Origin of the sequence: Paenibacillus sp. FSL E2-0177, assembly GCF_037992975.1 — a bacterium.
Classification (GTDB): Bacteria; Bacillota; Bacilli; order Paenibacillales; family Paenibacillaceae; genus Paenibacillus_AQ; species Paenibacillus_AQ odorifer.
The window spans coordinates 5,070,209-5,082,810 of record NZ_CP150307.1 but is presented as its reverse complement, the minus strand read 5'-3'; the positions used below and the strand labels follow the sequence as shown (position 1 = coordinate 5,082,810).

Annotated in this window: 14 protein-coding genes; 11 read left to right on the top strand and 3 right to left on the bottom strand. The window is 43.8% G+C overall.

Going from position 1 to position 12,602, the window contains the following annotated elements; genetic code table 11:
• Positions 1 to 24 precede the first annotated feature (24 nt).
• A complete protein-coding gene (gene gnpA, locus MHI25_RS22805) occupies positions 25 to 2,184 on the top strand; it encodes a 1,3-beta-galactosyl-N-acetylhexosamine phosphorylase (RefSeq protein ID WP_340394368.1) in 2,160 nt (719 codons plus the stop codon).
• A 452-nt stretch (positions 2,185 to 2,636) separates the two neighbouring features.
• Here the strand turns inward: gnpA and MHI25_RS22800 are convergent, their stop codons facing one another.
• Positions 2,637 to 3,542 (bottom strand): AraC family transcriptional regulator, encoded by a 906-nt coding sequence (locus MHI25_RS22800; RefSeq protein ID WP_076184211.1) that lies wholly within the window; start codon positions 3,540 to 3,542, stop codon positions 2,637 to 2,639.
• A gap of 182 nt (positions 3,543 to 3,724) precedes the next feature.
• Here MHI25_RS22800 and MHI25_RS22795 point away from each other — a divergent pair, with 182 nt between their 5' ends.
• Genes MHI25_RS22795 through MHI25_RS22785 form a run of 3 tightly spaced genes read left to right on the top strand, consistent with a single transcriptional unit; the run spans position 3,725 to position 6,652 of the window.
• Positions 3,725 to 4,573: a sugar phosphate isomerase/epimerase family protein gene (locus MHI25_RS22795; protein WP_076130236.1), complete on the top strand. Its 849-nt coding sequence runs from the start codon at positions 3,725 to 3,727 to the stop codon at positions 4,571 to 4,573.
• Positions 4,574 to 4,593: 20 nt separating this feature from the next.
• A complete protein-coding gene (locus MHI25_RS22790) occupies positions 4,594 to 5,607 on the top strand; it encodes a Gfo/Idh/MocA family oxidoreductase (RefSeq protein ID WP_340394365.1) in 1,014 nt (337 codons plus the stop codon).
• 31 nt (positions 5,608 to 5,638) lie between these two features.
• A complete protein-coding gene (locus tag MHI25_RS22785) occupies positions 5,639 to 6,652 on the top strand; it encodes a Gfo/Idh/MocA family oxidoreductase (protein ID WP_076302700.1) in 1,014 nt (337 codons plus the stop codon).
• A 77-nt stretch (positions 6,653 to 6,729) separates the two neighbouring features.
• Here the strand turns inward: MHI25_RS22785 and MHI25_RS22780 are convergent, their stop codons facing one another.
• Positions 6,730 to 6,939 carry a hypothetical protein gene (locus MHI25_RS22780; RefSeq protein ID WP_036683023.1) on the bottom strand — a complete coding sequence of 70 codons (210 nt, stop codon included), beginning with the start codon at positions 6,937 to 6,939 and terminating at the stop codon, positions 6,730 to 6,732.
• 204 nt (positions 6,940 to 7,143) lie between these two features.
• Between MHI25_RS22780 and MHI25_RS22775 the strand changes: the two genes are divergently transcribed.
• From MHI25_RS22775 to MHI25_RS22760, 4 genes are all read left to right on the top strand, one after another.
• Complete coding sequence (locus MHI25_RS22775) at positions 7,144 to 7,458, top strand: hypothetical protein (RefSeq protein ID WP_076130239.1); 315 nt, start codon at positions 7,144 to 7,146, stop codon at positions 7,456 to 7,458.
• Positions 7,459 to 7,575: 117 nt separating this feature from the next.
• Positions 7,576 to 8,109: a hypothetical protein gene (locus MHI25_RS22770; protein ID WP_076134553.1), complete on the top strand. Its 534-nt coding sequence runs from the start codon at positions 7,576 to 7,578 to the stop codon at positions 8,107 to 8,109.
• 97 nt (positions 8,110 to 8,206) lie between these two features.
• Positions 8,207 to 9,325 carry a DNA alkylation repair protein gene (locus tag MHI25_RS22765; RefSeq protein ID WP_340394362.1) on the top strand — a complete coding sequence of 373 codons (1,119 nt, stop codon included), beginning with the start codon at positions 8,207 to 8,209 and terminating at the stop codon, positions 9,323 to 9,325.
• Positions 9,322 to 9,894 carry a type 1 glutamine amidotransferase family protein gene (locus MHI25_RS22760; RefSeq protein WP_340394360.1) on the top strand — a complete coding sequence of 191 codons (573 nt, stop codon included), beginning with the start codon at positions 9,322 to 9,324 and terminating at the stop codon, positions 9,892 to 9,894. The genes MHI25_RS22765 and MHI25_RS22760 overlap by 4 nt, the downstream gene beginning before the upstream one ends.
• 65 nt (positions 9,895 to 9,959) lie before the next feature.
• Here the strand turns inward: MHI25_RS22760 and MHI25_RS22755 are convergent, their stop codons facing one another.
• Entirely contained in the window at positions 9,960 to 10,553 is a 594-nt protein-coding gene (locus tag MHI25_RS22755) for a hypothetical protein (RefSeq protein ID WP_076130242.1), read from the bottom strand.
• Between the two features lie 208 nt (positions 10,554 to 10,761).
• Between MHI25_RS22755 and MHI25_RS22750 the strand changes: the two genes are divergently transcribed.
• Genes MHI25_RS22750 through MHI25_RS22740 form a run of 3 tightly spaced genes read left to right on the top strand, consistent with a single transcriptional unit; the run spans position 10,762 to position 12,566 of the window.
• Positions 10,762 to 11,418: a ribonuclease H family protein gene (locus MHI25_RS22750; RefSeq protein WP_076184205.1), complete on the top strand. Its 657-nt coding sequence runs from the start codon at positions 10,762 to 10,764 to the stop codon at positions 11,416 to 11,418.
• A gap of 44 nt (positions 11,419 to 11,462) precedes the next feature.
• On the top strand, positions 11,463 to 12,131 hold the full coding sequence (ung, locus tag MHI25_RS22745; RefSeq protein WP_339187992.1) for a uracil-DNA glycosylase: 669 nt from the start codon (positions 11,463 to 11,465) through the stop codon (positions 12,129 to 12,131).
• Between the two features lie 30 nt (positions 12,132 to 12,161).
• A complete protein-coding gene (locus MHI25_RS22740) occupies positions 12,162 to 12,566 on the top strand; it encodes a hypothetical protein (RefSeq protein ID WP_036683006.1) in 405 nt (134 codons plus the stop codon).
• Positions 12,567 to 12,602: the final 36 nt, after the last annotated feature.

The window sequence follows — 12,602 nt, the reverse complement described above, 5'->3', positions numbered from 1 at the left end:
AACAAAGATATGGAGGGAAGTTACGTGGACAAAGGAAGATTTACACTGCCTGGTGAAACAGGGATGGAAGAGGTCATAGCCGATCTCGTCGAAAGATGGGGTGTAGATGCCGTACGTGACAGTGATGGCACGAATCTATCGCAGGACATTCTCGATATGGGTCTGCAAATTTATTCAACGCTTTGTCTTGTCCGTGAGGACAACGAGTGGGCGAAGCAGCATCCGCAATATAGACAGCAGATTTATCTGATGTCTGCTCCAGTAATAGTAACTTCAAAGGTGAAGGCCATCGATATTATGGCTGATTATTTTGCCGAGCAATTTATTCCTAACACAGATGTGGATATAAAAAAATATTGGCAGGTTGTAAACCGGACTACAGGAGAAGTATTACCTTCTGAATGTTGGAGTTACGCAGAGGGAATTGTCACACTTGAACAGGCGGTACAATTTCACAAGTATACGGTCAGTTTCTTGGCCTACCAGAAATGGGAGCCGGTCTCCATGTACAATCACATCACGAATGATTGGGATGAGGAGCATCGTTTACCGTTGGATGTTCGTTACCCCGAGGCTCAAGGGCATGTTTTGAAGGTGCTGGAGGATTGGCTAAAGAAACATCCCAAGACTGATATCGTACGTTTTACGACCTTCTTTTATAATTTTGATTTGATTTTTAACAAGGAAGGTAAGGAGAAACAGGTGAATTGGTTTGGCTATCTGAGTTGTGTGAGTCCACTTGCGTTAGAGCAATTCGAGCAAGCTTATGGGTACCGATTGACTGCAGAAGATTTTGTGGATCAGGGGCGATATAACACACCATTTAAGAACCCGACCCAAAGATATCTGGACTGGATGGACTTCAATCAGAAATTCATCGCAGGTTATGCGAAACAATGTGTAGAAATGGTGCATGATTTCGGGAAGAAAGCGATTATGTTTTTTGGGGATCACTGGGCTGGTACAGAGCCTTATGGCAAATATTTTCCGGAGATAGGGCTCGACGCAGTGGTAGGGGCAGCAGGAGATGGCGTTACAACCCGTATGATTGCGGATATACCTATTAAGGATACCGAGGCACGTTTCTATCCTTATTTCTTTCCTGATGTCTTTTTTGAAGGGGGAGACCCTGTCGGAGAGTCCATGCCGATCTGGATCAAATGCCGGCGTGCGCTCATGCGTAAACCAGTTGGCAGGATGGGGTATGGCGGATATTTAAGTCTAGCGCATCAATTTCCGGATTTTATAGATCATGTGACAGAAATTGCGACGCAGTTCAAAGGGATTCATGCCAATGCAGAAGGGACACAGCCTTTTAAAGCTCCTTTTAAAGTGGCGGTTCTGAATACTTGGGGCTCCCTTCGAAGCTGGCAGACACATCAAGTGGCTCATTCATTATGGAATCAAAGATGTTATTCCTACATAGGAGCATTAGAGTCATTGGCGGGCTTGCCGTTCGACATTGAGTTTATAAGCTTTGATGACATCAGGTTAAGTGGGATTGATCCTAGTATCGGTGTGATTATTAACGCGGGTGATGTACACACCTCTTGGAGCGGTGGAGATCAATGGAGCGATCCGCAAGTTGTGGCAACACTTCGTGAGTGGGTGGAGCAAGGGGGCGGTTTTATTGGGATTGGTGATCCATCAGCTTATGAACATCAAGGGGTTCTTTTTCAACTAGCGGATATTCTAGGTGTTCAGAAGGAAATTGGATTTACAGCAAGCATCAATAAGCCCAAGGTAACGCCTGTGCAGGGTCATTTCATAACGGAAGATCTGGAAGGTGAGATTAATTATGGTGAAGGGATGACCATGATTTATCAAGCGGAGGCCGGAGCAGAAATATTGGACGTGCACCAAGGCAGCTGCAATCTTGCCGTGAATTCATTTGGTCGGGGGCGGGGCGTTTATATCGCGGGGCTTCCCTATAGTATTCAAAATACCAGACTACTCAGCCGAGCGATCTTTTGGGCTGCACATCAAGAGAAGCAATTGTATTCATGGTTCTCAGTGAATCCGAATGTTGAATGTCACGCGTATCCTGAGACGGGTCGATATTGTGCCGTAAATAACACTGCCGAGATCCAAAAGACACTGATCCTGATGGACAACGCTGTGATCCAAGAAATAGAGTTGCGTGGGATGGAAAGTGTGTGGTTTCAATTTGAGATCATACATTAAGAGTCAGCCGTAACTACGGCGAATAATTAGACTTCCGGCTGCTGTTATCTCCAACTTTCCTGAATTGTCCTGCTTCGATAGAGTGATTGGGGAATTTCTCCCTGAAATTCCGGGATATTTGGTCATCAGACTAATAATCAGGGAAAACCTCCCCAAAGTTTAGCTGATTCGTTAGCAATTATAGTTATTCCTCTTATTATTAGGGAGGAATTCCCTGATTTCGTTCATTTAGAGCGAATATTGGCTATTTTCAGGGAGTTTTTTCCTAATTAGTTTTAGAGCCGTCCCCGCATACTGCATTAACGCAGAAAACACGAACGTTCGCCGCCTCCTTCTTCGATTTTTCAGGGAAGGGTGCTTTTGCCTTTTTGAATCATAAGGAAGAATCCATCACCCTCAATGTTTTTGGGAGTTTTTCTTACTTGGACTGAGATATCTTGAGTTTTCCGTATCTAGAGTATCCGGGACATTTTGCGATAAGCCCGCGGAGAAATTCCCTCATTCGCAGTAAATACCCTGCTGAAATAATGGATATCAGGATAACCAACCTTATCCCCGACCTGTTCAATCGGCCAATCCGTTTCGCGCAGCAGCTTGCGTGCTTCTCGATGCCGGATGGAACGGAGATATTCACCAGGAGGCATGCCAGCCACCTCACGAAATAACTTGGAGAAATGGTCTTCATGCATATTCATGGCACCAGCCATGGATTTATTGCTCCAGCGGTCTGCTAGCTTTGAATCCATCTCATCGATTAAAGCTCTGATCCGCCCGGTATGAACGGAAGATTTGGCTGTATTCCGGGAGCTTTGTGTTCGGAGCAGCGAGGTTAGAACGCCGAGCAGTAACCCCCGACAGACCCATTCATAACCGGCAGGCCGCATCGTAAATTCATGCACGAGCTGTTCCATCGCATGGATACATTCGGGTGGCGGGGTATAAATGGGCTCCTGTGACAATGGCATAAAAGGAGCGGTCACAGCTTCCAAGGCAAACTTCTCGTCCATAACCTCCTCCTCATTGACCAGCATGTCTTCATCGCTTGTAATAATCGATTCCCCAAAAAAATCAAAATGGATCCCAATGAGTTTGGTTTCCGAATCTGAGACAATCGCATTTTGATGATATACCCCGGAAGAAAGAAATATCAGTTGTCCTGAATTCAGGATATATTCCTCCGTATCCATCTTTGTTGATAATTTCCCCTGGCGAACGTATAGCAGCTCGAAATCATACAATCTTCTTCTTGGGAAGAGGCAAGGTGAGAGAGTTTGGAATTGTGCGTAGTGAATGCCAGGTGACCACTCCCGGGAGGGGACCTGTTTTCTCAGGGGATAACGGGGTTCTTTTTCAGCCACGAATAAACCTCCCATACAGTATAAAATGAATTTTTAAATAGACCGGAATCGTGCAACAAATCTCTTGTTCACCTAAATAAATTCAACTTACAATCTATTATAATATAAATAAATCAAGGATATAAGGGTATTTAGGGTAGGATCTTAAAAAACGGAAAATAACAAATTTGAGGAGGATTCAGATGAAAAAGGGAATAAACATTTGGTCGTTTCGCGAAGGTACTGAGATCGAAGAATGTGCACGTCTGGCTAAAGCGGCAGGTTTCGACGGAATTGAGTTATCTTTGAATGAATCGGGTGAACTTGGCCTGCAAACCACTGAGAAAGAAGCTATTAAGATCAAAAATTCCATTCAGGAGATGGGGTTAGAAATTGCAGGACTGGCGACAGGACTATATTGGTCATATGCCATGACAAGTGAATCCGCGGCGAACCGGACGAAGGCTATCGATGTATGTAAAAAACAATTGGAGCTGGCAGCAACACTTGGCGTAGATACGATTCTTGTCATTCCTGGTGCGGTTGGTGTGGATTTTATTGAGGGCTGTGAAATAGTCGATTATGAAAAAGCTTATGATCGAGCCTTGAAGGCGATCAGTGATCTAGCTCAGGATGCAAAAATGGCGGGTGTTTCTATTGGGATTGAAAATGTGTGGAATAAATTCCTGCTGTCTCCGCTCGAATTACGTTCTTTTATAGATGCTGTAGGCTCCAATTATGTAGGTTCCTATCTGGATGTAGGGAATATCGTTCATTCTGGTTATCCAGAGCAGTGGATACGGATTCTAGGCCATAGAATCAAGAAGGTGCATTTCAAAGATTACCGCCGGGCAGCCGGAGGACTTCATGGATTTGTTGATCTACTTGCTGGGGATGTGGATTATCCTGCTGTTATGGAAGCACTGCAAGAGATCGGCTACAGCAATTATGTTACTGGAGAAATGATACCGCCATATACGCATTATTCGGAGCAAATCATTTTTAATACTTCTGCAGCGATGGATGCTATTTTAGGACGCACTAGTTACTAAGTTTAAGAGAGGTGAAGGCTGTGCTCAGAGTGGGGCTGGTGGGTTTTGGATTTATGGGCCGAATGAACTTTGATCAGTATGTTCAATTGCAGGAAGACGGCCATCCGATTTCTCTGGTTGCCATTTGTGACCCGCAGATTAAAGTCCTTAAACATACTAAATCCGCGGGGAATATGAACACAGCCCACGAGGTATATGATTTATCCCCTTACAGCCTTTATGAGAATTTGGAGCATATGCTCGAAAAAGAAGAACTAGATGCTATTAGCCTTGCAGTACCTACGTACTTGCATGCTGAAATGGCTTGTTCGCTGCTGGAACGAGGGTATCATGTGTTCTGTGAAAAGCCGATGGCGAGACATTCCGCAGAAGCTTGGAAGATGGTAGCGGCGGCGCAAAGCAGCGGAAAAAAATTGCTGATTGGTCATTGTCTTCGCTTCTGGCCGGGATATGGATATTTGAAGGGGGTTATAGCTAGCGGTGAGTTCGGTGAAGTGACAGAGGCTTATTTTTACCGGGGTTCCGGTGCTCCTAAAGGGTGGTTGGTCAATGATGAGCTAAGTGGCGGCTGTATGCTGGATATGCATGTACACGATACGGACATCATCCATCACTTGTTTGGGAAACCAGATAAAGTATCAACGCTTGGGCGGAAGGTTTTACCGGGAAGTGGCTATGATATCGTCTCCACTCATTATTTTTATCAGGATGGAAAAGTGGTCAATGCCCAAGCGGACTGGACACTGGAAGGCGACTTTGGTTTTTACATGGGCTATCGGATTAATTTTGAACGGGGTAATGTAGTCTTTGATGGCGCGGAAGTTAAGGTAAATCCTAATCGTCAACCGGGGTTCATTGCGAAGCTTTCTTCGCATACCGGATATTACAGAGAGTTGGTATATTTCTTGAAAATCATCCAGAACGATGAGCCAGTGACCCTATGTATGCCCGAAAGTGCTGCCCAGTCCATAGAAATCATTGAGGCTGAAATCCAATCGGCTGATCAAGAAGGGGCCTGGATACGGATACGTTAAGTACCATACTTTTAGTAAAGGAGACTTCACGATGTTGAAAATAGGCTTGATCGGCTTTGGATTTATGGGCCGGATGCATTTTGATAATTATGTGCGCTTAACGAAAGAGGGGCAGCCCATTGCCCTTAAAGCCATCTGTGATTTGCGAATTGAGGAATTAAAGGATGGAAAAGCAGCCGGGAATATGAGCACTGCCCAGGAAGTCTATGATTTGTCAGCTTACAATCTATACGATGATCTGGAGAAAATGATAGCCAGTGAGGAACTGGATATGATCGACATTGCGGTTCCTACTTATCTGCATGCGGAAATGACTTGTTCGCTGCTGGAGCGTGGATATCATGTTTTTTGTGAGAAACCGATGGCCAGAACTTCCGTACAAGCGCTGGAAATGGTGGAAACGGCAGCCCGCTGTGGGAAAAAACTGATGATCGGACATTGTCTCCGTTTTTGGCCGGGGTATGAATATTTAAAAGAAGTGATAGAGAGCGGGCAGTTCGGTCAGGTCACGGAAGGGTATTTTTACAGGGGATCTGGTGCTCCTAAGGATTGGTTTCTTGATGAGACACTAAGCGGTGGAGGCATTATGGATATGCATATTCACGATACGGATATGATTAACTATCTGTTCGGCAGACCGGATAAAGTATCATCCTTAGGACGTAATGTCCTTCCGGGTAGCGGATATGATATCGCATCGACTCACTATTTTTATAAGGATGCAAAAGTAATTAATGCTCAGGTGGATTGGACGCTGGAAGGTGACTTTGGTTTTTACATGGGGTACCGGGTTAATTTTGAACGTGGAAATATAGTGTTTGATGGCAGCGAGGTCAAGGTCAATCCGAATGACGGGGCAGGCTATTTAGCGGAACTTTCACCGGATGTTGGCTACTATAGAGAGCTTGTATATTTTCTGGATGTTATTATCCAGGATAAGCCTATCATTATTTGTACGCCAGAGAGTACAGCGGAGTCTCTAAGAATCGTGGAAGCAGAAATGAAGTCAGCGGATGCTGAAGGCGAATGGATCGTGCTAGATTAGTTGTGTGTAGAGTGAATAAGGACGTGAGCTGGAAGAGGATCATTCACAATGACCTTTTTCCAGTTCACGTCCTTTTGTCATCGCTGAAATTTGGTGTTGTCTCTTGCATAATGGGATACTGATCCGTCATATCTTCTCAGCCGTACTTGTTCGTCAGAGAACAGTTCAACAATTCCTGAAGCAACCTCTGAATACATTCCATCAGGATCAAGCTGTAGCGCAGAAATATAGGTTTGGGATAAGGCAGCTATAAAAAAATCAATATTTTTCACTAGTGTTTGTGGCATGTTATTCCCTCCGGTGACATCTTGTACATGATGATATTTTAACCATAGGAGTTATTTTACCATGATTTATCGTTGAGTTTTAGGAAGAATTCTTTGGTAAAAGTCGAAAATATGAGAAATTTGGTTGAAATTGTATTTAAGATCGTCTTTAATGAAACGAAGAGGGTAATTTTACCACTCTAAATAAATTAAGGGGATTACATAATGAAAGACTATGAAGTGCTGGAAATTAACAAAAAGAGTTTTTTTAAAACAACTATCTATTTTATGATCATTCCTACATTGCTATTGTTTATAGTAGGTCTAGGGATGGTGGTGGTCGGGCTTATCATTAAAGAGACGTTTATTGTTGTTATGGGTATCCCTTATTTGATTATGCCGGTTATTTTGATACTCATTTATGGATTGGTGGGTATGCTGGTAGCGCTGGTATATAACAAGCTGGCGAAGAGATTCGGAGGACTAGAACTGAAAATAGTGGAGAAAACCCCTCCGGTTGAAGCAAACTATTTACCATAACCCGAAGTTATTAAAGGGCAGGTATTGCGATGATTTCGCTACCTGTCCTTTTTTATTTTAATTTGAAAAGAAACCGGGGAATGGATATGATTTGGATAATGAAAGGATGATTGCCAGATGACAGAACCGACACAAAGAGCCAAGGAGCTGTACATTCAGTTTTTGGGTCATTTTTTAAATATGCATAAAGCAGGAGTACTTAAGGAGTACAAAAGTTTTGAAATTCCAAGAGAAGTGGAGCTGGAATGGCTGCAGGAATGGGCTATGGAGCACGTCAAGCAGTTGTCGATACGGGACTGGGATGCGATTACGATACTGGAATCCATCTCGCGGAATTATCAGGATAGCTGGATTGTGGAAAAAGTGGCTTCTTTTGCTTCGCGGAATATTATGAGCGCTGATAGTTTGGTTAGACTGATTTATGCGGAAAAAATGCTTGAAATCATTCGTTCTCATAACCAGGTGATCACAAAAGAACTGTTATTTCAAGGCTGTAAGGTTGCTGTACAAATTCTCGAGGATGTAATCTCACAGCCGCTGGTCATTGATCCTGGACACGAACTTAAAGAACATAACCTTAAAGATAAACGCGCGTTAAACAGTCGAGCCCAACAAGGGATTGAAGAGGTAAAGGTACTTATTAATTCTTAGCTGCCAAAGTTGACATACTGTTGTCAAATTGGGTGTGCTACGATTTCATGACAGAATCAAGTCTGCTGATCTAAAGAAGAAAATGAGGGATTATCGAATGGCTGAACCTTTAAAAGCAATGTACAATGAACAATTTCTGCGTGAGTTCGGCGAAAAGATTCGTGGCGTACATAATGTCTTCGAGACTGAGGCATTTGTAAGCTCAGCCATGACTGAACCGTGGGAAATGCTTGAGCTGAAGGCAAGAATGCGGCGGGTCACCGAGACGTTGGGCAGCCACTTAAAGCTTCCTTATGAAGAAGCGCTGGCTATCCTATTCGCCATTGCTGACGATTGTGTAGGATTTCCTTATTTGATTTTTCCGGATTTTGTTGAGGTATATGGTCAGGGAGACGATCATTGGGAATTGTCTATGCAGGCTCTGGAAAGATTCACAGCGAAATCATCGGCTGAATTTGCAGTTAGGCCGTTTCTCTTACGGGAACCAGAGCGGATGATGGCTCAAATGCTGGTATGGGCGAAGCACCCTGATGAGCATGTACGTAGGCTGGCTAGTGAGGGCTGTCGGCCTCGTCTGCCTTGGGGACAGGCGCTTCCCATGTTCAAGCTTGACCCAGCTCCGGTATTACCTGTACTTGAGCAGCTTAAGGCGGATACATCCCTGTATGTGCGTAAAAGTGTCGCTAATCATTTGAATGATATTGCGAAGGATCATCCGGAAGTGGTGCTCGATACCGCTCGGCGCTGGAAGGGAACACATCCCGATACAGACTGGATTGTGCGGCACGGCTGCCGTTCTTTGATTCGTAAAGCTGAGCCAGAGATTATGGCTTTATTCGGATACGCAGAGCAGACAGACGAAGCTGCTCCACTTATAACGAGTGCCTTCATTCTATTGGAACCTTCAATCCTGACCATTGGCGAAAGCTCTGAATTACAGTATAAGCTTCAAGTTCGTGAGGGAGCTCCGGCACGGATTCGGATTGAATACGGAATCTATTTCGTGAAAGCGGCAGGTCGAACCTCCCGTAAATCTTTTTTGTTATCGGATAAGACCGTACCTGGAGGTACAATTCTGTCAGGTAAACGGACACATCGTTGGGCTGATTTAACAACTCGGCGTCATTATCCAGGAGAGCACCGGATTGTGCTGCTGGTAAATGGGCGAGAAGTGGCGGAAGTGGCGTTAGAACTTAAAGGGAGTGCTAATATATGAAAAAAGAAGTTTTGATGTTTCTATCCAATGGCTACGCTGATTGGGAAAGCGGATATATTAGTGCCGAACTAAATAAGCAGGAAAGTGAATATAAAGTAAGAACAGTTGCTCTAACTAGCGACAATGTCAAATCTATGGGTGGATTTACTGTTGTACCTGACTATACTTTAGAAAGTTTACCTGCTCAGTATGAAATGTTGATTTTAATCGGGGGCACAGGCTGGAAAGATAATTCAGCTATTACTCCAGTGATTGAAAAATGTCTGCAGGAGAGTGTACCTATAGCCGCTATATGTGATGCTACAACTTTTTTGGCTGAACATGGCTATTTAGACAACATACCGCATACCGGAAATTCATTGGATTATTTAAAACAAAATGCTCCTAATTATAAAGGAGAAGCAAATTATATTGAAAAACAGGCAGTTTCGAGTGAATATATTATTACAGCTAATGGCACAGCTTCTTTAGAATTTGCAAGGGAAGTTATGAAGAAGTTAGAGGGTTTCCCAATCGAAACCGTCGAGGGATGGTACAACTTTTTCAAAGATGGTTTTTATCAAGAATAAGGGTGTATATAAAAAAGGTGATCTCAAGTCTTAACGACTTGAGATCACCTTTTTGGGGTTGAAGTTTATTTTTTCACTTCTGTAACACCAGTTACTTTTCCTTGATCGGATGAATTAAAGGTGGATTTATATTGATCGTTTGCGAAGTAAACATTACCTTCAACGGTTGCGTTCACTAGGGTAAATCCATCCGCTTCTACGTATACATCTCCAATAAAAGTGCCGCCTTGGATGCGGGCATTTTTACTCTTGATGGTCAATTTTGGAGCAGTCAGTTTAAAGGAGTTGGTGATGTTGTGATCCGCATCTTGTGTGTATAGAGCAATTTTTCTGGCGGGTTCCTCTTTATTCATGAATTCTCCATCCACCACGAGATCTTCGGTGAAGGTTAAGTCTTTAAGTGTAGCAGCAATCCAGGTTCCTTCTGGACTGATGGCGCGTTTGAAGGCTTCTTCATTATCTACTACGGAAGCTGAGGTTACAGCATCTGTGGTGTTATTTTGATTATTAGCGGTGCCTGTATTATTAGTGGTTCCCGCATTATTCGTGTTCTCAGGAGTGCTTGTTGCAGTAGCATTATTGGCATTGTTTGTTGCATTTCCACATCCGACCATTAACACAAAAGCAAATACCGCAGCAACACTTGCTATCTTTCTCATCTGTATAACCTCCCTAAGTAATTGTACTGATATCCTTCGAGCTTACTATAGAGTGATTAGTTAGTAATTTACCAATCAATCTACAAATGGTAATATAGGCCTGGACATCTCTGGCGTATAGTATGACCTGAAAAATGTGATTTATCCGATGAATTCACGAGCAATATGGATTACAATAAGTACAGGCAGTAGAAAAGGAGCATTATCCATGGCCAAACAGAAATATTATGTAGTCTGGGAAGGTAAACAACCGGGAGTCTATAGCACTTGGGCAGAATGCCAGGCACAGACAGATCATTATACCGGTGCAAAATATAAATCCTATGAATCCAAAGCAGCAGCTGATGCGGCATATAAAGCGGGCTGGAAGGGGAATTGGGGAACAGGGGCAGCTGGTGCAGCAAAGTCTAAGGGGACTAGTTCTTTTAAACGCAGTGCTACAGTAGAGACCTCTGAGGAGATTGATTACAACAGTATTTCAGTAGATGTGGGGACTCGTGGTAATCCGGGGCCTGTTGAATATAAGGGTGTAGATACACAAACGGGAGATATCATTTTCTCCTGTGGTCCGATCAAAAAGGGCACTAATAATTTAGGCGAATTTTTAGCGATTGTTCATGCCTTGGCGTTGTTAAAGAAAGAGGGAAGCGATAAAACGGTCTACAGTGATTCAGTAAATGCAATGAAGTGGGTGAAGCAGAAGAAGGTGGCAACAACCTTGCCGCGCGATTCTTCAACAGAGGAAATTTGGGTGCTTATTGATCGGGCAGAGCGTTGGTTGCAAACCAATACATATGACAATAAGGTGCTCAAGTGGCAGACCAAAGAGTGGGGCGAGATCAAAGCGGATTATGGTCGGAAATAAAAAAGCTATATCGCTATGGTTTCGGTTAAAGGAGGAGTTTGGGGATGTTTGGCAACGATTGGGATGAGGTATTGCAGGATGAAATGCAAAAGCCCTATTTTCTAAAATTAATGGACGCACTAACACAAGAATATAAGGAACATACCGTTTATCCGCCAAAAGAATTATTGTTCACAGCATTGAAATTAACGCCTTATAAGGAGACCCGTGTAGTTATTTTAGGTCAAGATCCTTATCATGGTCCCGGACAAGCGCACGGACTAAGCTTCTCTGTCAATCCGGGGGTACGTATCCCTCCGTCACTGCGCAATATTTATGCAGAGCTGAAGGAGGACGTCGGTGTGCCTGTTCCGAACCACGGCTCTTTGCTGCACTTAGCAGAGCAGGGAGTGTTGTTGCTGAACACCGTGCTGACGGTACGTGAAGGTGAGGCTGGTTCGCATAAAGGTCTGGGCTGGGAGACATTCACAGACACTATTATGCAAAAGCTAAATGAAAGATCTACGCCTATGGTGTTTATATTATGGGGAAGTCATGCGCAGAAAAAAGGCGCCTTCATCGATAAAAGCCGGCATAAGGTGCTGCAATCGCCTCATCCAAGCCCACTTTCATCGCATCGTGGATTTTTTGGCAGTCGTCCGTTCTCAAAGGCCAACCAATTTTTAGAGTCGCAGGGGTTGGCAGGAATAGATTGGTTCATTCCGGACTTATAATTTATGGAGTGATGCGAAGGGGAGGTAGCTATGAAGCATTGGGTAGGTAAACCCGTTATAATGTACTGCGGGGAGAAACCTTATACCATTATGAAGGGAATCCTCCGCAAATGGGACCTTTCCGCATCGGTGGCGGTGATTGGCCATCAGGAAATTGCTGTGCCGTTTCGGGATATTGTTGTTATTAAGGCTCTGGCTCCAAAAGAAAGAGCGCTGCCTCCAGTTCTCCATTCCGTAGGTTATGTGATGAGGGATCGGCAGCAATTTGACAATGCAGTGTATTTTAAATCGGCGGTTAGCGTCTGGAAAGAAGATCAGCTTATTGCCTTTAATACGATTATTACCTCACATACGAAAGGTTCAGTTACTCTTCAGAACGGCCAAAACCTGATGAAGGGCAATCACATCTTTGTAGTTCGTTCTTTACGAGGATGATTTCAGGCACCTGTAAAGAATAAAAAAGGGTACGAC

Excerpts from the sequence above, each read along its gene's own strand:
- MHI25_RS22795 (WP_076130236.1), top strand. The coding sequence starts at position 3,725 with ATGAAAAAGGGAATAAACATTTGGTCGTTTCGCGAAGGTACTGAGATC.
- MHI25_RS22785 (WP_076302700.1), top strand. The coding sequence starts at position 5,639 with ATGTTGAAAATAGGCTTGATCGGCTTTGGATTTATGGGCCGGATGCAT.
- MHI25_RS22780 (WP_036683023.1), bottom strand. The coding sequence starts at position 6,939 with ATGCCACAAACACTAGTGAAAAATATTGATTTTTTTATAGCTGCCTTA.
- MHI25_RS22775 (WP_076130239.1), top strand. The coding sequence starts at position 7,144 with ATGAAAGACTATGAAGTGCTGGAAATTAACAAAAAGAGTTTTTTTAAA.
- MHI25_RS22770 (WP_076134553.1), top strand. The coding sequence starts at position 7,576 with ATGACAGAACCGACACAAAGAGCCAAGGAGCTGTACATTCAGTTTTTG.
- MHI25_RS22765 (WP_340394362.1), top strand. The coding sequence starts at position 8,207 with ATGGCTGAACCTTTAAAAGCAATGTACAATGAACAATTTCTGCGTGAG.
- MHI25_RS22760 (WP_340394360.1), top strand. The coding sequence starts at position 9,322 with ATGAAAAAAGAAGTTTTGATGTTTCTATCCAATGGCTACGCTGATTGG.
- MHI25_RS22755 (WP_076130242.1), bottom strand. The coding sequence starts at position 10,553 with ATGAGAAAGATAGCAAGTGTTGCTGCGGTATTTGCTTTTGTGTTAATG.
- MHI25_RS22750 (WP_076184205.1), top strand. The coding sequence starts at position 10,762 with ATGGCCAAACAGAAATATTATGTAGTCTGGGAAGGTAAACAACCGGGA.
- ung (WP_339187992.1), top strand. The coding sequence starts at position 11,463 with ATGTTTGGCAACGATTGGGATGAGGTATTGCAGGATGAAATGCAAAAG.
- MHI25_RS22740 (WP_036683006.1), top strand. The coding sequence starts at position 12,162 with ATGAAGCATTGGGTAGGTAAACCCGTTATAATGTACTGCGGGGAGAAA.